Consider the following 21,470-nt stretch of genomic DNA (forward strand, 5'->3'; position numbering starts at 1 on the left):
AGGAAGTTTCTCGCAGCCAGCGTTCAGTCCCTCGATGTGCTTGGCTTGCTGTTCACGAAGCCAGCGTTTCGCGGCAAGTCTCGCGATAAGGGTCAGGAGTTCGTCAGCGTCAAAGGGTTGTTCTTTCTTTGTCATTGGAGACCTGCATAGGATCGGAGTACAGAAACAGTGCGTTCAAATCACGCCAGCCGAGCCACGATGTGCTCTGCATGGTGTTAACTTCGAGTCGAGAAAATGTTGGGAAGAAGCCCGGCGAGAGCGTTTGCTGTCACCGGGCATCGATGCCGAACAAAGCGGTACGGCATCAGGCAAAACAAACCGTGCCAAACCCGCAGCGATACTTCGCTAGCCGGTCGTTCCGTGTAAAAGCTGACTGGGCTTGCTCATCGCTTCTTCCCCCGTCGACGAAACTCCCCGTAGGTTGTCGGCGTCAGAGACATTGGGTAACGCTGCCGAAGCGTGCTTCGGGTGACTTTCTTTCTGCGATCCTCTCGTGGCCTTACTTGGCAGTCGTGCTGCACGGGCCTCGGTTGATAGCGACTGGAGCTTGTGGCATGCGTGCGTGGGTTGCGCATAGGATCCCCTTGTGTTTGAGAGAGCTGAATGTCACCGCAGCCAGAGTGGCTCGGTGCGGCCTCGCGTCAGACGACGCGAAGGCGACGGATCAAAACCTGATCCGCTGAAAAAGTGGTGCGATTGCGAACGATGCAATCGATCCAGGTGAGAAGCCATGCAACAACGTCGGCGGGCAAAGAGTCCTCGCCAGTTGCTAACCGCTGCTCACCTAGACGTAGCTCAAAGTGGCCATAAATTTAGTTCAGCGTTGCAGTGTCCCTGGATCGCCGTTTGGCGTTTGGTTCGATCGGAATCTGCCCACTGATTCGGCTTCAGGCCGAATTGAGATGGCCCAAGACTACAACACACCTGAAATACAATTTTCGACGGCGAGGTCAATGCTCGCCCAACAGTTGCTGAATCGATGCCCTGAGAATCCGCGGGAGACTCCCGATCATCACGGCGGTGAGATCACCGTCTTTGACACGCCGTTTAATCGTCGAGACACTGACCTGCAATGCGTCCGCTGCTTGCTGGTAAGTCAGTGCGAGAGGCTCGCTAGATTGGCCGACCTTCGGACGAGAAAGCTCAATCCGTGTTGATTGGGTCGCCGAGCGTTTGGGAATGGCGATCTTTCGATTCGTAGAACCACTCACCTGTTCGCCAACAACTTGCGGGTGAGGCGACGCATCAGGCTGATGACGATACGTCACGTTGGCGTGCATGTGTGGGCTGCGCATAGGATCCCCTTGGGTTGACAGTGCTGTGTGTCACCGCAGCCAGAGTGGCTCGGTGCGGCCTCGCGTCGCAAGACGCGAAGGCGACGGATTAAAAGCTGATCCACAGACGAAGTGGTGTGATTGCGAACGACGCAATCAAACCAAGTGAGCGGCCATCCAGCAACACCGGCAGGACAGAGAGTCCACTCCAGTTGCTAACCGCTGCTCACCTAGACGTAGCACAAAACAGCCCCGAATTTAGTTTGACTTTCGCGTCTCAAGCCAGAGCTAGAATCCGCACGAAAATCGCGAGCAATGGCGGCCAGCATCTGGTCAGGTTGCGGACTTCGTAGAATGGCCTTGATCGATCTCCTTGCGAACTGCCCGCTCCCCACCAAAATCGGAAGCACGAACTTTGTCGAACTCTGGCGTCTACTTCATCACCTGCGAGTTCCTCGGCAGACGATTCGTGAAGATCGGCCGATCCACCAACATCGCACGACGACGAAGTCAACTGCAATCGGGATGCCCATTCCGTCTCAAGGTGGAACACATCGAAGTGATGTCGGAATCCGAAGCGGTCGTGAAAGAGAAACAGTGGCATGCGATGTTCAAGGACATGCGAAAACGATGCGAGTCGTTCAACGCCATCTCAGATGACGTGAACCCCCAGTTCATGTTCCACTGCCCCCCCTACGAGAACGACATCGAAGCGTTCATCGAACGCCGAAAAGCACGCGACTCAGCCACCGAACTCGACGACGACGACGCCCCAGATCACCAGGAGCAACTCTTGTTTTGATGACCACGAGCGTTTCGCAGCGAACGACAGCCTATTCAACTCACCGGCTCGCCATTGCCTCGATCGCACGGATGCCTCTTTCAACCATCGGCGCGCGTCGGGTTGGTATGAACCAGCCTTGGCGATCCGCACGCCTCGCAGTCTCGATAGAAGCAGGGCCCTTTCCTGCGGAGCTTGGCTTTACATCCTCACCCAAATGTTTCGTGAGGGCGACGAGCCAAAACGACAACCACCCGCGTCAACCGTCACGCGCTAGCGTCCGGTTTCAACGCTTGCCCCTTTCCCGCGTTTTTCGTGGTGGAGAGGTTCAGGGTGTGGGGCAGAATCACAACCCGCCGCGTTAGCAAGGCCGCACGCCTACTCCGCCTCATCCAAATCCGACGTCACCTTCGCGATCAGCAATCGCTCACTGGGTACGTAGCGTTGTCCCATCGTGAACGCAGTCGGCTTGCCCGACTTCGAACGTTTGTCGTTTGGGATGGGCTGGTCCAATGTAATCGTGTCCGGCGAATCCGGAGCCGACAGCATCATGACTTTGAATCGTTCCCCTTCGGGCCGATGCCCTTCGTCCACCAAACGGTTGACCAATTGCCCCAAGGCTCCCGCGTGGGAGTTCTTCTCCATCACCACATCATCGAATGACGCCGTGATCCGCGGGATCAACGGATAAATCACGCCCTGAGAATAGAACCCCATCCGTTGCACGATTTGAAATGAGCGATTCGGTTGGCAGACGTACGCATGCAACTCCTGGTATTCCGGCCAAGCATTCCGAGCGGCCACGACCACCGTGTCATTCAGGCTGGCCGTCAATCCCTCCGCCTCCAGCATCGCTTGTAGCTCGCGCAGCAAGAACGCCTCGCGCTCCGACACAACCTCCTTGGGGTCTTCCAGGAGTTCATTGATCGCTTGATCCAGCGTCGTGAACGAAGTCCAAGCGACACGATCATCGTTGATCTCATCCAGTGTTTTCGGACGCACATCATCCGGCGTCAGCATCAGCAGCGTCAGGTTGGTTTCACTGGCTTCATCCAGACGAGCCAAATGGCGAATGACCTGGTCCTTTCGGACCGTGTTCCTCTGAGTCTTGGTCTCGATCAGCAGTCGCAAACTGCTTTGGATGATTGCATCGGGAATGCCTGCGCCACCCTTGGACGGTTGGTTCTCAAAGCGAATCAACTGGAACTCCGATTGCTCCAGCAGAGCCCCGATCAACCGCTCCATCCGATCAATCGAAAGCGACCGAAGAACAGCCAAACAAGAAGCCGTGACCCGATTCTCACCGGTCGAATACGTAGAAAAGATGCTAGGCACGGAAGTGATGAGCAAATGAGTTCGGGAATCTGCTTGGACGCTGGAGGCTCAACGGATTGTCACTGACTATCAAACCCTTGATCATCGAATTTGAGGGTCCTGCAATTTTCGATCACTGTGCGCACCACATTGTCTGGTACGCCGTCAGGGATATCGACCTCGATTTCCAACGAAACCTGAGCGTCGGCACCTGGAAGACCCGCAAGATGGCTGAGGACCTCTGTGGCGATGCGCCCCGCATCACGTCCTAAACGCGTTGCATCCAATTTGACCGTTCCGTAAAACCTCTTAGGTTGGGTTTGAATTGTGGCTGCAACGCCTGTTCCCGTTGCTGTCCCATTCGTCCCTCCGAGTCCCTTAGTCGTGTAGCCGCCTGGCCCTTCCGCGGACTCCGCCCCGGTTCCTCCTGGCTCGTTGACTGCCTGTGCTTGCTCTTCCTCAGCGGCCATCTGTTTGACTGCGACATCGGATTTGACGACAACTGCCGAGGAATCGGCGTTGATTGTGGTCTGTGTCCCACCGATCAAGCCTTGATAGCGATTGCGGTCGGCGTCGTAGGCGTGTGCGAACGCAAATGTGTCCTGACGCCATGTCAGTGTCGCAAGGCCATCTTCGATCGCTTTGATCAAGACATTCCGATCGGTCAGTCGAGGCAAGTACAAGTACTGCGCCATGTTCTCCGCGAGGTCCTTCACCAACACATGGTCACCCCGCCACAACGGAATGCGATCCAGATCCATCTTCAGTCGAACACCCGAGTACTGCGGCATCAGGTACTCTTCATTGACGAGCTTTAGAGAGGCCCTTTCCGCCAACGAGCCCTGTCCCGTTAGCCGGAACGTTTGCCAGTCAGGACTCTCCGTCGGATTCGGCTGCACAGGGACCAGAAGCCATTGATAGGTCTCCGGAAGACGAGAAGCGACCGTCGAATTGGACTCGGCGAGTTTGGTTTCCGCCTGTCGTTTCTGGAAGCTATCGAGATTCAGTTGCTCCGATTGCTCAACGATCGACTTCCAAGCGAGATACGCCCTCACGGCCTCGATCAATTCGTCGAGTCTCGTTTTATCGGCAGCCAAGAAAACAAGCGAGTTTCGGTAGATTCGCGGACTGTTGCCTCGCTGCTCCAAGATCTCTTTTCCCGCTAGCACGCATTTGCATTCCTGAGCCTTGGGGCGGTGAGGATGGTCGGGGCCCATGATGACCAAACGGACCTCCGGTTCGTCCGCGATATCCGATGAGGTATCGGGGCAGTCGTGGATGCCATGAAACTCTCCCTTCAATCGTTTTTCCTGCTTGATTCTTGCCGCGATTTCTTGCAGCAGAACGTCCAGCTTTTGTTCCGCAGCACGGTCCTGGGCCAACCGCGTCACACTCGGTTGCGTCGAAAACCAGTAGCGAGTTCCATCCACGTACAGGTGAGTTGCCTGATCGGTAAGGCGTCTCAACGCATCACCAAAAATTGGAACGCTCTCCCCAGGTTGAACGCATCCCAAACGAACACGCCGGTCATCAACGCCTTTTTTCGCACTCTCGGCGATTGGGGCACTGCCGATGTAGATCGTTCGAGCAACTCGCCGGCACGCCGAGAGCCTGCCAAGATTCGAGATCTCACGATCGATCTTGCGCGACAACGAATCGTTTCCGTCAACGTCTCGTTCGATAACGTTCGTCCACACGGGTGAGAGCCCCGACTTCGTTGTGATCTCGCTCAATACATGCTGATCATCCATCGGGATCATTGCGGGCATGATCATCAGCGATTTATCGTTGCCTTCCCACAGAGAATAGATTGCACATGCCAATAGCCTCAACACGCCACGTGTTCGTTGGAACTCCTCCAGAGATGCCCAATCGCTGTACAGCCGTTCGAACAATTCAGGGTGAACTGGATATGCGACCTCCATCTTGCGAATGTATTCGGACTCCCGAACTCCGCTAGGGAACTCCGCCTCATGTTGGCGGTACATGCTCGCGAAAGCCTCTAAGACCGCATCTCTCGCGGCAAAGTTCTCACCGCTGATCGGTTCAAACAATCGCCGGCGAACAATCTCATAGCTTTCCTCTTGGCTAGCGGGACGCCACGATGACTTCACTCGAGTGAATGTGTTCTGAAGAATGTCGAGAGCTTTCTGTCCGCCTTCACCACCTACTTCGATTTGCGATTGCGGCAAAGACGCGACCACCAATACCTGAGGTGATTTCGCAGCCTCGGTGAGTGCTTGAGCGAACGTCAGGTTTGCATCGAAACTACCACCGGGTAGTCCGGGGGTTTCGTAGGTTTGGCGAATGTACGCCACCCATTCATCGATCAAGATCAAAGTGGGGCCGGCCGCCTTAAAGAGATCAGACAGCAGGTCACTGCCGGGGGCAGTCCCATTCTTGTCACAATCCGCGACAATGTCGTAGCCTGCCTTTCCCATGAGCTGGTGAGCGATCTCACCCCAAATGGTCCGGACCTCCGTTCCATCGTCCTTTGTATGTGGTTGCCCCGCCGACAGCGCGGTCCCCACAATGACGGCACGAGCGGCTTTGGGTGGCTCATCCACGTTGAGTTCTTTCAGCAGCACATCGACCCCGGCAAGGTCGGCGCTCTTCGCGTCGGAAAAGAGGTGATACAACGCCAACATCGAGTGCGTCTTTCCACCACCAAAGTTCGTCTGCAGTTCGACCACCGGATCGCCTCCCTGTCCGGTCAAACGGCTGATCGCATTCAACAGCAACTCACGCAAACCTTCGGTTAGGTACGTCCTTCGGAAGAACTCGGCTGGATTCCCGTATTCATGAGTCGCGTCACCTCGGATCACTTGTGCCAAGTCAGCGGCGAACTCCGCCTGTGCAAAACGCCCACTAGCAACATCCGGGTGCGGCGTGACCACATCACGCCACGACTTCAAGCCTCCAGTCGGCTGTCCCGACAAAGCGGTCTTGTTCGCACGTTGGGTCTCTTGCTTGGACAATTCCTGAAAGCGAGTTCGCATCACCTCCGATTTCAACCGGTCTACTTCCGCAGCCTGATCACCGGCACCGACCGACGACAACAACCGGTGCATCGTGTCGAGCGCACGCAGCGTATCATCGGTGCTGAATCGTTCCTGGTGAGCCCAGCGGTTTCGGATGTCAGACAATTCGTGAATCATCGCCCGCTCGCCGGCGCCCAGCTTCTTTCGAAACAGATACTGCCATTCTTTGATGATCACACTGATGATCAGTGCGGTGTCCCAGGCGATATTCACGCTCCCCGCCTTAGACGAGGTGGCGGGGTTTTCTCGCATGATCTCGCGAACCTTATCTTCCCAAGAGTCGCTGTGACGGCTCTGCATTTCCTGCGAGACGAACGGCAGCATCCCCTCAACGAAAACGTCCAATGAATCTCCGACTCGATTGCGATTACTTTTTGCCATTTTCAGTGTTCTTTGATTGCCAATTTGCGAGTGCGTTTTAGTGTTTTGCGAGATTAAATCACCGGATGTTCATACTTCCCTCCATCAAATCTTGCGATGAATTCTCGCAGCAGTCGTAGATGTTTCGGGACTGCCGACGCAGCAACTTGGTCGGCACCGAATTCATCGGCATGAGCCACCTGGTTTCGAAAAACTCTCAACTGGTTGAGGCTGTTCTGTGAGTTTGACACATTTCGAAATGCTCCCATCCGAAGCGCGGCATCGATCTTGGGTTTCAGCGTTGCGAGCGAAAGCTTGTCAACGTCGTCGCCTGCTTTCTTCCGCTTCGTGTATTGTTCGTTGATGTCCTTGTTTGCCTTTTTCGAAACGTGCTTCAGCCATGCCTTCTCGTCCTCGCCAACTCGTTCTCGGATCCAATTTGTCAGCAGGATTTCGAAGAGCGTGAGCCGCAAGAAAATGGGAGGGCGTGCGGCAACCTTCTGGATATCACTTAGGGTCACGGCACCTGAAATACAGTCACCCTTCACTAGAAAGACGAACGGGCGTCGATCAGCCTCTTCGAGGAAGTGAATCATTCCGGCATCGGCTGACATCAGGATTTTCTCGTTCAGCGGCGTCATTACGTCGCCTACAGTCTGGCGAATGTACTTTCGTTTTCTAGAGAACAACCCGATGATCCCATCTTCGGTCTTCACCGGAAGATGATCAAAATCGCCCGCCAAAGGACGTGCGACTGCCTGCGCCGCGGTTTCATCGACCTTGCAACACTGAAGCTTGCTCGATTCCGTCGAAATCAACGAGACCGGGAAGTGTGCTTCCGCAGCGTGCAAAGTTTCAAGAGCATTCGAATCAACCGGTGGCGCAGCCCAACGTGTAGCAAGCATTTCGACAGAAGCGTCTTGTTCCATCCTAAAACGCCTTGGTCTGGACTGGCTGTGGCTTCACCTGTCGTGACAGTTTGACGATCTCGGGCCAGCTGACGACCAGGCCGTTGTAGGCGCGAGCTTCTTCGGCGAGCTTTTTCTTCTCGCAGGTTTGGTACAGACGGTACGCCAGTTCGCGGGCGATCTCACCGTTGGACGAGCCGATTCGTGCCAGCAGTGCACCCGTCGCGGCTTCGCCATCGTTTTCGAGCGATCGGATCAGATACTGCGCAACCTCCCACATGGTCAGCCGGGTATCTGTTTCGGGAGCCCAATCCGGCGAGAGCTCGTCACGTTTAAGCAGTCGAACCTTGCCGGCACCGGAGGCGGCGATCCCCGATTCGACGATCCCCGTGACGCTGACGGCCATGGCTTTGGCGAGGGTTTCGGCATCGCCGAAGGGGCCTTCGGTCATGCCGTACTGCTCGAACCAGCGGAGGGCGAACCGCGTTTCGGCGTCAAAATCGGATTCCTGCTCGACGAGCGACTCGTCCAGGACCTGATTGATCAGCTGCAGCGCCTCGCGGACGGACATCGGTGAGCCGTCGGCGTTGACGACCTTGCTGTAGCGGCTGAACACGGCCATCCCCGGCCCGATCGAAGCCTGAGCCAGGTCCACCGGAGCCACGTTGCCCGATTGCAGGTGTTTGATCGCTTCGGGTAACTCTTTGCGCAAAGCGTTCGCAAAGTCTCTTCGCGTGACCATAGAAGCGTCGCTTAGTCTTGGCCGGCAAACCAGAACGATTGAAGAGGCCAGCACATTCTGTGACATCTTCAGACCTACGGTTGACTCGGTGCGCATCGGCCATGTGCCCGTCACCTCATAATTTGCTTTGATGATGCCTTCTAAGAATGTCTCCCAGCCGGTCGATGCAGTGCTCATATCGGCGGTGTCAGTTTCAGATTGTTTGAAGGCGTAGAAAATCGCGACAGGGAAACGCGAATTGCCAACGTCATTCATACGAGCAATTGCCTTACCCAATCCTTCTCCAAAGAAGACCTTTGCGGCTTTCTGGCCTCCTTCGTGTCGGAAAGGCGTTGCGATGAGTTCCTCTTGTTTTGGCGTAAGCATCGTGCCAAACAGAGTCGGGTATATCTTTGACAAGCCCTTCCTGAGCCACACGTAATAGAAGTCAGATAAGTCGGCGTATCCAACGTTGTCGTAATACGGTGGATCGGTAGAAATGACGAAAGGCTCTTCTGATTCGAGCGCGGTCGCATCGCATTGCCTTGTGGTACCAGTCGCCGTCGCGGGCAAGTCGCGAATTGTCTTTTCTGCTGAATCAAACAGCTCAGTTAAAGCGCCGCCGGCATTGGCGAAAGGGTTAACTTCTGCGAAATCCCACGTCATCGCCAGGTTTTGCCGTCCGAATGCTCTTCCGGACTTCCCTTCCTTTGATCTCCAAGATGCAAGTGTGCAATGAAAAGCGGCGGATTTGCTGACTGCCTCACCAAGGTAAGTTGCAACAGCGCGAGCGTGTTCGTCCGGGGCTTTTATTCCAGATGCTTCGGCATCGGTGAGAACTTTATCGTGCACGTCAGATACGAGTTCCGTCAGGCAACTGAGCAAACCCAGTTGGCGATCGGTGAAGAGCTTCTTGTGTTGATTCATACCATAAAGCTGAACTCGAAACCCAAGGGCATTTTCAGGCAGGTCGGTGTCTGGCGGATTTCCCGGATCAACGCCTAATGCAATCTCGGAATGCTCTTCGCTAGGCGAAAAGTAGAGTCGTTTTCGCTTTGCAACCGCCACAATGCAGGTAAGTCTTTGTCCCAAACCAACCGACTTTCCTTCATCACGCGCATGATCGAATGGGATCGGCGACTCCGTTACTAAACACGTTGCCCCTGAACGATTGACAGTTCCGGGATTCGGGTCGAAATCTGTGGGTACACCCGTCTTGATCTGCAACTCATAGTCGCCATTGGAAATCAAAGGACGGATATAGGCCTCTTTCCCTTTCTTTTTGCAGACCCAGAAAGTGCTGAGCAACGGAACTTTGACTTCCTTCGCCGCCGGATTGGGCGACTTCACGGTTCTTGCCCAGAGCCAAGCGATGACGGTCAGCTCTTGCCCGACATACGGCTCCAAATCGGGCCGTCCGTCGTCCACCATTTGCTGCGTGACTTTGACCTTGGGATACAGATGCCCGATGCGCTTCTCCGCCTCGTCCCGCATCCACTTGCCGTAGTAACGCACGTCTTCGGCAAGACCTTGCGCCCCGTTCCATTGAGCATTCTTCAGCTTCCCCTTCTGCGCATCGGGATTGACCGGCGGCTGACCGGCAAACCGGGGCGGTATCTCGATCAACGCCTTGTTAATCAGCACCGGCACCGGGTTCAGATCACTAGCGTAGGCCCGCAGCCCCAGTCGCTGGGCCTCCAGCGGGATGCTGCCGCCGCCCGCAAACGGATCAAGCACCGGTGGGGCGTAATGCGCCAGAAAGTGGTTCACCTGCTCAGGCTTCAAACCCGGCATCTTGAACCGCACGTCATGCGGCGTGTACTCCGGCGGCGGATCGGGCAGGTATTTGGCTTGTTCTTCCGGCAGCTCCGGGGCCGTGGACACCAGCTGCGCGTCGTCCTCCAGCTCGCCATCGGCGACTTTGTTGGCCGCGATGCTGCGGGCGATCTCCAAGCGGGCTCGATTGATGACGTCCGGGTTGTTGCTGTTCTCCCATTCGACCAGCTCGCGAATAAGCTGGTGTAGTTTCTCCCGTTCAGTGCCGGCGACGTTCTCGTCGTGCCCGTACATCGGATCGTCGTCCGGATCGTTGACGAGCGACGAAAACAACACCGCTCGGCAAGCTGCCAACGGTCGCCGAGCCCACCACAGGTGCAAGGTCGATGGATGACCGTGACGGATTGATTTTTCACGCGCAGACGCGGTGTTGATCGCCTCGAGAGGCAACGCAACTTCGATCAGCTTCTTGCGGTAGGTTGTTTGTTGTGGGGTCGGTGCCATTCCGTATCTCTTGCCCTGTTAGCTGATAGCTTCTACGACTGTCGGCGAGTTCCAGCAGTCTCAATGTGTTCGCCGAAATGATTGACGATGAAGCGCTTCTTCTTCTGGTCAATCGCGAAATGCAGACGCAGGTACTCGCCCTTTTTCTTGTTCAGCTTCAAATGAGGTGACATGTCGAATTGCGTTCCCTTGTACGTGAACGAACGCTTTCTCATCATTTTCGAATCATCTTTGGTCATGCTACCTTCGGTTGGGGCATAGTCATATCCGGTTGAGTCTTTGAATTGGCATGAGGGATCACCGGCAACCTCAGTGAAAACTAATTCGTGCAGCACGTTCGCAAAACAAAACAAGAAATTCCAGGCTGTGGCAACGCTTTCTTGCTTTCGCCAGTACTCAGATCCCTGGCTGAATTCAGTCGCCGTCTTGTAGGCGTTTTCGGTCACTGCCAGCTTGTCCGGGAACAACCGCTCTGCCATCTGCAGAGCCTCGGAGAGGCTCTTTGGTAACTCCTTGAAAGTATCAACCGTCTTCTGAATCGTAGCTGCATCTTGATACTGCTGCCGTAGCCTTTCGGCTTCACGTATTTGATATCTCATCTCGGCCTGTGCTTGTTCGGCCGCGTCTTTTTCCTTCGATAGCTGGTTGGCGAATGATTCTATTTCCGCCATCGCTTTCTCGAGTTCGTCATACGCAATAATCATCTCGTTCAGTTCTTCGTCATTCGTAGATGCTGCTCGATCGGCAATTGCCTGACGCAACCGTTTGACCTGCGCAGACCGGCGAACGGAGTGGATGTCATTGAACGACTTAATGTCTCTCGCAGAAAGACAGTCGCTGTTTCGGGCGAATCCGTTTGCAATCGCCTGGATTACCCACTGCTCACCCTGCTCTTCAATTTGGTGCGGTGAGAAATAGCGGTGCCAACGCTGGTTGCCGGTATGCTTCTTGTCAAAATAGCGATGGAAGCATCGGACAGAACCTTCCCCAACCCGGAAGTCATCGCCTAGCAGATAGTTCATCCCCGCTAAGACAGCGTCATCATAGAACGCAAATACATTGGCGTTCCCCAACAAGAAACGATAAAGCTGCACCGGATTGATTGCCAACCCATCCCCATCCTGAGACTTCGTGACAAAAATGAAAGGCAGATGACGATTTTTGTCTCGAAGCCTTTCATAGATTTGTTGCACATTCTCATGGGTAACGACTTCAAACTTGCTTCCTACTGAGGCAGAACCACGTGAACAGCAGAAATCCCGGGCGTTCAGGATGTATCGTAAAAAACGCGGGGTCGCCATAGCCGGCGGTTCTGGATACGGACCGATGTAGTTTGGGATCATCCAATGGTGATTCGATGCAGTTAATCGAACTGTCCCGTCATCTTGTCGCACAAGCCCCACGTCGACGGACCAACGACGACTTGTTTCAGAGGAATCTTTATGGATAAGTTCAAAGACCCACGCCTTTGGATCAGGGTGCGAGTCTGCCAACGCAATCCCCGTCCGAATCTGAGTATCGCCTACGACAAGCCAGGGCTCGTCAAGAGGATTCCCGTTGTAGAACCATGCCCCTCGTAGCAGCCCCTTTTTCGAAGGGGCTACCTTGGTCATCGCCCAGCCCTGGAGAACTTGACGTAGCCGTGACATCAATGATGCACCACTTTCGTCACTTTTCTTCATGCATACATCAAAAGCACATTTGAAGTGCGTTGTCGCATTGATTGGGCGGTAATCGGCCATAGATCGTTTCGTCGACAGTATCGATGGAGAGGGATTGACTTGGAATGGACTCTCACGCCGGCGCAGTACCACGTTTCAGCATGTCCTTGATTTTGTAATCACTACGCGTGACGCCAAAGTCCGGCTCCCGCATGAACGGCGAGCGAACGTATACCGGGAGAAGTGCTGCATCGTTCTCGATCTGCACGATCGCAAGAATGTAGCTGTCACCGGCGTTAACACCGGTGACGATTTCGTTGCGGGTGACAGTGACGGTTTCGCCGCCGAGTAGCCGTCCTTTGACTTCGATGAATCGCAAACGGCCTGTCTGTCCGCAGGCGGATTCGATGTCATACCCGCAGTTCAGATGGCTGACGTCGGTGGGTGTATTGCCGAGGTCGCGTTCGGCCCGCATCACGGCTTCCATCGCCAGCATCTCGCTGCGTTTGGTCTCACGTGCCGCGAGTGCTTCCGCGGACGGTTCTGTCCCCGCGAGCCGATGCAGTAAATGAATCGGTACCACGAGAGCGCCGCCATGTGCGATCGGCGGCAGCGGAGATAGCTTGCGTTCTTCGGCAAGCTCTTTGAGGCGCTCTTGTAAACGATCGCTCAAACGATCGGCTCGTGCTTGGGCGTTCTGCGAGTTCAGTTTAGGCTTCTTCCCCGCTTCTTCTTCGGCCTTCAGCTCTTGTGCGCGGTGATCCCAGTAAGCGATTTCTTGCGTGAGTCGTTTTTTTACGGCATCGTTGGTCTTGTCGACCAAAGCTTCTCGCCGGCGTTTGAGATCTTGGAAGTGCTTGGGTACGAGGTTGCCGATCGCAAAGCTGATCGCTTTTGTCTCAAGATCTGCATTGATCCATGAATCCTGCAGAAGCGGTTCCACCATGTCGAACTCTCGTTTGGTCGCACCACGCATATCGAGATAAGGAGCGGATCCGGCCATTTGAACTTCCCCATCTTGGTCAATGGAGACGAACTGCAACTGACGGCTGACAATACGCCGTCGGCTGCTGTCTTTGATTGTCCGACCGTCTTGAATGGAGTTTTCGAGACAAAAGACGGCACGCACTTTCTCGTCTTTGGCGTTTTCGTCAATCAAAACCGCCCCTTGCTTCAGGAGATCGCGGTGACGCTCGAGAATGATATCGATGACTGAGTCAAGCAGAGGATGTCCAGGGCAGATGAACGCTGCTTGTGGTTTGCCCTGGACGTTGATCAGTTCCTTTTTGAAGGTCGATCGTTGATATTTTTTGAGGACCGATTCACGAGTGCCGATCACGCGGTCACGGCTGCGCACGATGCCGGGCACTCGAGTGATCTCATAACGATCCGTTTCACGTTCTCGCATCGCACCACCAAGCAGTTCCAATGCGGATTGGAAGAAGGTGGAAATGTAGTGGGGCTGCAGTCGGCGTGCGTTGGCCCGTTCCATGTCGTCACGGATCTGACGAACACGGCTGGTATCCATGGTTTCGCCGGCAAGTGATTGATTCTCAATCAAGTCCTGTAGCCGCTCGTGCGCGACGGCACCGTCGACCTTTTCGAACAGTTGAGCTTTCACCTCCGGAAGGCTGTTGTACAGCATTGCATCGCGTAGCATCTCGCGCAGCTGCTTCCCGTCGATCGCCTGTCCGAGCACATCAAAGACGGCTCCGCCCAATGCTTCTCGCTCGACATCAAGCTTTTCAAGCAGTCGCTGGAAAACGGCACCTTCGCGTGTTTCTCCGGCGACGAGGTTCCAGAGGTGACAGACCTCGGTTTGACCAATCCGGTGGATCCGACCGAAACGCTGTTCTAAGCGATTGGGGTTCCAAGGCAGGTCGTAGTTGACCATCAGGTGTGCACACTGGAGGTTAATACCCTCGCCAGCGGCATCAGTTGCGATCAGTACTTTGGTGTCTTCGTCGTGAGTGAAGAGTTCCTGCGCGTTGCGACGTTCTTCGCGAAGCATCCCGCCACTGATTGTGACCACGGACTCTTCGCTGCCAAGCAGTTTGCGGATACGTCGCGTAAGATAGTTTAGGGTGTCGCGGTGCTCGGTGAAGATGACAATCTTTCGACGGGCACCGGTTTCGTCTTTCATGTGCTCGTCGTCGCCAAGTAGCGACGAAAGCTCTTCCCATTTTCGATCATGCCCGCTGTCTCGAACCTGTTTCGCAAAGGTTTCGAGCTGACTCAGGCTATCTATTTCGAGCCGCAATTCGGCAATCGTTTGGGCCGCCGTTGCCCCGTCGACAATTCGTTGTTCTTGCGATTCGTATTCGTCACCTGGAGCGTCCTCAAAGTCCTCGATGTCGTCGTCGTCACTGAAGGAAGGAAGGTCCCAGGCGTTATCAATGCGTGCGGTACCGCCACGTGACAGCAGTTCTTCCTCGCGAACACGATTCTGAAGCCGTTCTCGACGCCGACGTAGCGACTCGTAGATCGCCTCGGGCGAGGATGCCAATCGTCGCTGCAAGATGGTCAGTGCGAATCCGACGGTTCCTTTGCGTCCTCCGTTCTCAAGGGCGCTGGCACGATTGAATTCATTGCGAACATAATCGCTGACCATTCGGTACAGTGCGGCCTCTTCGTTGCTGAGTGGATAGTCGATCGTATGAGCAATTCGTTCGGGAAACAGCTTGGTTTCGTCGAATTTGTAAAGCTGCTCTTTTACCATACGCCGCATCATGTCACTGGCGTCGACCGTGTGAACACCCTGCCGCGACCTTCCTTCAAAACGATCTCCGTCAAGTAACGCCATGAACAACTGGAAGTCCTCTTCCTTGCCGTTGTGCGGCGTGGCCGACATTAGCAGGAAGTGACGTGTGTTCTTGGAGATTTCTCGACCTAGCTTGTAGCGTTTGGTCTCCTTCACCTCCCCACCGAATACGGACGCCGACATCTTGTGTGCTTCGTCGACGATAATCAGGTCATAGTCTTCCGCAGCTTTCAGCTTTTCTTGGACGCGTTCGTTGCGGCTGAGTTTGTCGAGTCGACAGACCACCATGTCGTTCTCGCCAAACCAATTTCCCGTCCGAGCTGCCTCGAAATTGTCGTTGGTCATTACCTCGAAGGGGACCTGAAACTTTTCGAACATCTCGTCCTGCCACTGTTCCACCAGACTTCCTGGCGCGACGATCATGCATCGTCGAAGATCACCTCGAACGATCAACTCTTTGATCAGCAGCCCGGCCATGATCGTTTTTCCTGCTCCGGGGTCGTCGGCGAGCAAGAAACGAAGTGGCTGACGGGTCAGCATCTCTTCGTATACAGCAGAAATCTGGTGGGGATACGGTTCGACGAGAGATGTGTGGACCGCGAGCACTGGATCAAACAGGAATGCAAGACGAATGCGCAATGCCTCGGAAACCAACCGCAGCAGTTCGCCATCACCATTGAAACTCCAAGGGCGACTTGCTTCGACGATTTCAATCGAAGTTTCGTTGTCACGGTAAAGCAGCTCGTCGCCCAACGTCCCGTCGGCTGCACGGTAGGTTATCTGCAACACATCGCTGCCGTGCCATTTCGCATCAATGATTGTGACTTTGCCACTGGGAATGATCCCAGCAACAATAGCGTCTTTCGTGATTTCTTCGAGTTGTGCCACGTGATTCAATCCGCGGAAGCGAGCGAGTGTGTTTGCGGAAAAGTTGGTGCTTGGAGCTACGAATCGACGCATGCGACTTGCAATCCGAGCGGTTGTTCATTTGCACTAGAGCGGCCTCGATCGTTAGTGATCGCATGAGTTTAAGTGCGGTTGAAGGATGGAAACCCGCTCTTCAGATGAACCGTTTCGAGGGCATCTGTTTGGAGCCTCAATGGTTTCAGGCGATCCGTAGACTCCCTCACGTGGTTGCAAACTGAAGCCCACGATCCTATTGTGCCAGGGACCGTCGAACAAGCAGGCAGAGGGGCGGTTTGGCACTGGCAGGTGAAGCTCACCGGAATGACGTGTTCGTTTGTCAATGCGTTTGGTCACACTGGTCTTCATTCGCGACGGACTGCATCCAATTGACACGACACAGGTTTGAGTAACGCATGGATCGCTCACCGTTCTTAAGCGTCAACGAAAAGGATTGGATCGCTTCGAACGAACTGGCTTTCGCGTTCCTCGATCGGTTTCCGGTGACACGCGGCCATGCATTGGTGGTGACTCGCAGGGTCGTGCCGACTTGGTTTGATGCGTCGCCAGACGAACAAGCTGCGTTGATGAGCTTGGTCAACGTGGTCAAGCAACGGCTGGATGAAACGCTGGCCCCCAAGCCCACTGGATACAACGTCGGTTTCAACTGCGGCGAAACCGCGGGCCAAACGGTCATGCATGTTCACATCCATGTGATCCCTCGCTACCTCGGCGATGTGCCGGATCCACGGGGCGGTGTTCGATACGTGATCCCCGAGAAAGCGAACTACCTGGTCGACGAGCCACCGGTCCAGACGGCGGAAGCGAAGTCCAAGAACACAACAAGCGTTCCGCGTTTGGAACTGGCGACGGGGTACCCGGATTCCACATTGTGGGAACGACTCTCGGACCGGATGGCTGATGCGAGGAAGATCGACGTGTTGGCTTCGTTTGTCCAGCCTTCAGGTCTCGCAGTGATCGAAGGTCGGCTGTTCGAAACTCTGCGAAGGGACGCCGCGGTTCGAATCCTCGTCAGCGATTACCTGTACATCTCTCATCCCAAAGCATTGGCTCGATTGCTCGCGTGGCAGGACACAGTCGGAGACGATCAAGACTTGCGTGGTGAGCTGCAGGCGCGGCTGGTGAAACACAAGTCGCTCTCGGGGCAACCAGAATCATTCCACCCCAAGGCGTGGCGAATCATCGATGACCACGGGGCGCTGGTGGCGGTTGGCAGCAGCAACCTGTCGAAGGCTGCACTGGAAACCGGCGTCGAATGGAATCTGATCTGTTCCAGCCGTGGACACGATGGCGTGCCCGATGATTTTGTTCAGGCGTATGACGAACTGTGGCAGTCCGCGGAGCCGCTGACTTCTGATTTGGTGGAGCAGTATCGGCTGGATGCAAAGGCTTATCGCAAAGAACACTTTCAAGCGGAAAGCATCGACAACACAACGATTCCCGAGCCTCGGCCGTGGCAAGCGGCGGCGTTGAAGTCGCTTGCAAGGTTGCGTGCCGACGGTTTTGCGAAGGCGTTGATCTCGGTGGCCACCGGGATGGGAAAGACTTGGCTGGCTGCCTTTGATGTGCGACAAGTCGGTGACGCACTCGGACGCCGCCCGCGAGTGCTGGTGATTGCACACCGCTCGCACATTTTGACGCAAGCCGAGAGCGTTTTGTCCCAACTGCTGGACGACGCGTTCAAAGAGGGTGATTCGCTGGCCTCGCGTACGTCGTGGTATGTCGGCTCACGCAGCGAACTGGACGGTGAGTTGGTGGTCGCCTCGATTCAGAAACTCGCCCGCCCCGAAGGTCTGAAGCGGTTGGCGAACGAACATTTCGACTACGCAATCATTGACGAAGTTCACCACGCAGAAGCACCCACATACCGCCGCGTGATGGCAAAGCTGGACGCAGATTTCGTCCTGGGGCTGACCGCGACTCCCGAACGCACCGATGGCGTCGATGTGGTCAGTATCTTCGACGACAACTTGGCCTATCACGCCTCCATCGGAACGGGCATCGAAGAGGGAGCGTTGGTTCCGTTCCACTACGTCGGCATCCGAGACACGGTGGACTTCGAGCAAGTCCCGTGGCGCAACGGCCGGTTCGATCCCGACGAACTGGAACAACGCGTCGCCACGAGTGAGCGGATGGAACGACTGTGGCAAGCGATCAACGAGCATCCCGGTGAGCGAACGATCGTTTTTTGTTGCTCCCGGCGTCATGCAGTGTTCGCGCGTGATTGGCTGCGTGGAAAAGGCATCAGCGCGGCAGCGGTCTTCTCAGGCGGAGGCGGTGACAGCTACGGCGAATCACTGGAACAGTTGCGTGATGGCTCGCTTGAAACACTCTGCGTGGTCGACATGTTCAACGAGGGTCTGGATGTCCCGGCGGTCGATCGCGTCGTGATGCTGCGACCAACGGAGTCGAAGGTTGTCTTCCTTCAGCAGCTCGGCCGTGGATTGCGAGCTAGCGTGGGCAAGACACGGTTGTTGGTGATCGACTTCGTCGGCAATCACCGCTTGTTTGCTCAGCGAATGCTCCACCTGTTGTCACTGGGAAACCACACGGCTCAGTGGGGTGATTTGCGGAAGTGGATCCAGGGTGCGTCCCCTGAGCTGCCCGAAGGTTGCTTGCTGGATGTTGAACTGGTCGCCAAGGATTTGCTGAAGCAATTCCTTCCAACGGGAGCCGCGGCCGGCGTCGAGGCGTATCGCGGGCTGCGTGATGAATTGGGGCGTCGCCCGACGCCATCGGAATTGATCGCTCGCGGGTACATTCCAGGAACGATCAGTCGCAGTGCGGGAAGCTGGTTTGCATTCGCCGATGACGAAGGTGATCTGAATGATGCGGAACAGCAGACGCTTCGCTCGTTCGGTGATTGGTTCAAGACGGTGGAGACGACCAGTCTGAACAAGTCGTACAAGATGGTGGTGCTTCGCGTGCTGCTGGATCAGTCGTCGTTCTTTGATCCGGTTGATTTGCCAGAGTTTGCCAAACGCTGTCGGACTCACATGCTGGAACACCCTGTCCTCCGGCGAGATCTGCTGGAGGGCAAGCACGCAATCGACCATCGTCATGCAAGCGACTCGGAGTGGATGGCGTGGTGGATCAAATGGCCCATTGATCGATGGCTGGTTAATCAAAACGGATCGCGATGGTTCAAGCGGACAGGTGATCAACTGCAGTTGGCAATTGATTGCCCGCCTGAACTGCATGCTTCCCTTGAGTCCGTGACGGAAGAACTGGTCGAGGGACGTCTGGCTCGGTACATCCAATCGAAACGCCTGGCAGAGTTGCCCGAGACAGCGAATTCGTTCACGGGAAAGGTCTCGCATGCGAATGGAAAAGCAATCGTGTTCATCCCAACGGTGGAGAAAGAACCGGGGCGACCGGTGGGGCCAACCGAAGTGCAATTGACCAATGGAGACCTTTGGACGTTCAAGTTTGTGAAAGTCGCTTGCAACGTCGCGTACCCGAAAGGCGAAAAAAAGAATCGTTTGTCGGAGTTGCTCCGCCAGTGGTTTGGGGAGGACGCGGGGCTGCCGGGAACGGATTTCCGTGTGCATTTTCAGTTGAGTGAGGGACGTTGGCATGTGCAGCCGACCGGCGTTGAGGACGCCGTTGCTGCTGATACTTCCAAACGTCCGATCACAGATGCACTGGCCGAACCGGATGAGCCGGAATGGATCATTGAGCCGTCGGTCAAAGACTCTGCGAAGTACGCGAGCCACGTGCCCGTCTACGACTTGGTTGCCGCAGCCGGAGGTTTTGGGCCGGAAGGTGTTCCGGAAGAGATCGGATGGATCGAGGGCACCGACCGCAAGCTATCAACGGGAATGTTCGCCGCTCGCGGGATCGGTCGCTCCATGGAGCCGCGAATCACCACAGGAAGTTTGTGTCTGTTTCGTCCCTGTCCGGCCGGCTCGCGACAGAACCGCATGGTGCTCGTTCAGATCAACACGCATGCGGACCCGGTGGATGGTGGACGTTATACGGTGAAGCGATACCATTCCACCAAGGGCGGAGGCGAAGACGGTTGGCAACACCAAACGATCGAATTGCAGCCACTCAATCCCGAGTATTCGGCAATCCAAATCGACGAGGAAGCGGCAACGGACCTCAGGGTGCTCGGTGAATTTGTTGCGGTCTTGCACGAAGCAACCCCACACGATGAAAGCCGCTGATGCCAAAGACGACTCTCGTGATCGTTCCATGCGGAAGCAGCAAGGTTTGGTCGAAGAATCCAACGGCCGGACCAACGATTGCCCGCGATGCGTACGTGGGATCGCCGTTCAAGGTGAACCGCAAGTACGCGGAGTGCATCGGCGATCAATGGCTGATCCTCAGTGCGAAGCACGGTTTCATTGATCCGGACTTCATGCTGCCGGGCCCCTACGAAGTCACCTTCAAAAAGAAGTCGTCGGGCCCGATTGACTTGGAAAAGCTATCGCAGCAAATCAAAGATCGCAGGCTGGCAACGTTCGATGAAGTGATCGGTTTGGGTGGGAAGGAATATCGTCACGCGATCGAGACCGCATTCGAGGGAACGGAGGTGGACCTTCAGTTCCCATTCGCTGGCCTGCCAATCGGCAAAGCGATGCAAGCCGCAAAGCGAGCGGCCGAGAATGCGAATATTGGCGAAGGGTGATCCTTCAAGCAGAATGCGGCTCAAAGCAGTTCGAAGATTGATTGGCAGTATACGGTCAGCACGACCGGTTGCCGGCGATCGAATCAGCTATCGCATTGCCCCGGCCGCACCGTGGAGATTTCAAAGATGCGGGAGACGGCGTTTTGCCCGCAATTGATTCGTTGGTTTGATCCGAACGCGATCCGTTCCGATTAGCGTGGAGCTTGGCGAGTCCAAAATTCTGCGACGAATCTCGTTGGTATGCATCGAGAAAGTCGGGAGACCCCACTGTGCAAATTGAACGAAAACGAGCGATCAGGGAGGCTCTCGCTACATTGGCTTCAAGCCACGCGATCGTCATGCAGCAACTCGAGTTGGCGATCGAAATGCTCAACGAAGAAGTTGACATCGATGATATTCCGCTGCCCGTCCAAACACTTCATCGGTTCGGATCGCGACAGAACTCACTCGTTGATCCCAGTTCGCAATCAGTTTTGTGGAAGGGCCAAGTCTGCTTTCTCGGAAACAATCTCTTGTTCCGATTCTTTGAACGCATTTCGCGATCGCCCAACCAATTCATCTCCTACGACATCCTGCTCGACGAGGTCTGGGGCGGACGCCGGGAACATTCCAGCATCCGCGGTGTGGCAAAACGTCTTCGTGATCGCTTGGCGTTGGGCGGAATGGCAGAGCTGTCTAGCAAGATCGACGGATCAAACTCGGGGTTCTATCGTTTGATCTTGGTTTGATCACTGCTTCAAAATCAAACGCAAATCAAACACAGAATCACCAATAGTCAAACGGAGATCAAACGGGGACGAGACATACTGCGA

At 55.4% G+C, this 21,470-nt stretch carries 11 protein-coding genes; 4 read left to right on the forward strand and 7 right to left on the reverse strand.

The features are described 5' to 3' along the window. Nucleotides 1-950: 950 nt before the first annotated feature. Entirely contained in the window at nucleotides 951-1,280 is a 330-nt protein-coding gene (locus RE6C_RS27560) for a helix-turn-helix domain-containing protein (protein WP_008661998.1), read from the reverse strand. Nucleotides 1,281-1,689: 409 nt separating this feature from the next. On the opposite strand from RE6C_RS27560, the gene RE6C_RS27565 reads away from it, so the two are divergent. Continuing rightward, nucleotides 1,690-2,076, forward strand: coding sequence for a GIY-YIG nuclease family protein (locus tag RE6C_RS27565; RefSeq protein WP_008661999.1), 387 nt, complete (start codon nucleotides 1,690-1,692; stop codon nucleotides 2,074-2,076). Between the two features lie 357 nt (nucleotides 2,077-2,433). On the opposite strand, the gene RE6C_RS27570 is transcribed toward RE6C_RS27565, so the two are convergent. The 6 genes from RE6C_RS27570 to RE6C_RS27595 all read right to left on the reverse strand — a co-directional run bounded on the left by RE6C_RS27570 (nucleotide 2,434) and on the right by RE6C_RS27595 (nucleotide 16,061). Continuing rightward, nucleotides 2,434-3,300 (reverse strand): hypothetical protein, encoded by an 867-nt coding sequence (locus RE6C_RS27570; RefSeq protein WP_236618572.1) that lies wholly within the window; start codon nucleotides 3,298-3,300, stop codon nucleotides 2,434-2,436. 149 nt (nucleotides 3,301-3,449) lie between these two features. Continuing rightward, nucleotides 3,450-6,791, reverse strand: a complete 3,342-nt coding sequence (locus RE6C_RS27575; protein ID WP_008662002.1) for a DUF499 family protein — start codon at nucleotides 6,789-6,791, stop codon at nucleotides 3,450-3,452. Between the two features lie 53 nt (nucleotides 6,792-6,844). Beyond that, on the reverse strand, nucleotides 6,845-7,675 hold the full coding sequence (locus RE6C_RS27580) for a hypothetical protein (RefSeq protein ID WP_144054894.1): 831 nt from the start codon (nucleotides 7,673-7,675) through the stop codon (nucleotides 6,845-6,847). 25 nt (nucleotides 7,676-7,700) lie between these two features. Continuing rightward, nucleotides 7,701-10,679, reverse strand: a complete 2,979-nt coding sequence (locus RE6C_RS27585; protein ID WP_008662006.1) for a DUF1156 domain-containing protein — start codon at nucleotides 10,677-10,679, stop codon at nucleotides 7,701-7,703. 32 nt (nucleotides 10,680-10,711) lie between these two features. Then, nucleotides 10,712-12,421: a coiled-coil domain-containing protein gene (locus RE6C_RS27590; protein WP_144054895.1), complete on the reverse strand. Its 1,710-nt coding sequence runs from the start codon at nucleotides 12,419-12,421 to the stop codon at nucleotides 10,712-10,714. A 52-nt stretch (nucleotides 12,422-12,473) separates the two neighbouring features. Beyond that, nucleotides 12,474-16,061, reverse strand: coding sequence for a helicase-related protein (locus RE6C_RS27595; protein WP_201766892.1), 3,588 nt, complete (start codon nucleotides 16,059-16,061; stop codon nucleotides 12,474-12,476). Between the two features lie 359 nt (nucleotides 16,062-16,420). Here RE6C_RS27595 and RE6C_RS27600 point away from each other — a divergent pair, with 359 nt between their 5' ends. From RE6C_RS27600 to RE6C_RS27615, 3 genes are all read left to right on the forward strand, one after another. Then, complete coding sequence (locus RE6C_RS27600) at nucleotides 16,421-20,194, forward strand: DEAD/DEAH box helicase family protein (RefSeq protein ID WP_008662015.1); 3,774 nt, start codon at nucleotides 16,421-16,423, stop codon at nucleotides 20,192-20,194. Continuing rightward, the gene (locus RE6C_RS27605) at nucleotides 20,194-20,658 is read left to right on the forward strand and encodes a DUF6884 domain-containing protein (RefSeq protein WP_008662016.1); all 465 of its coding nucleotides are present in this window, start codon (nucleotides 20,194-20,196) and stop codon (nucleotides 20,656-20,658) included. The genes RE6C_RS27600 and RE6C_RS27605 overlap by 1 nt, the downstream gene beginning before the upstream one ends. A 338-nt stretch (nucleotides 20,659-20,996) precedes the next feature. Then, nucleotides 20,997-21,386 carry a hypothetical protein gene (locus RE6C_RS27615; RefSeq protein WP_008662020.1) on the forward strand — a complete coding sequence of 130 codons (390 nt, stop codon included), beginning with the start codon at nucleotides 20,997-20,999 and terminating at the stop codon, nucleotides 21,384-21,386. Nucleotides 21,387-21,470: the final 84 nt, after the last annotated feature.

Source organism: Rhodopirellula europaea 6C (genome assembly GCF_000338295.1).
GTDB classification, from domain to species: Bacteria; Planctomycetota; Planctomycetia; order Pirellulales; family Pirellulaceae; genus Rhodopirellula; species Rhodopirellula europaea.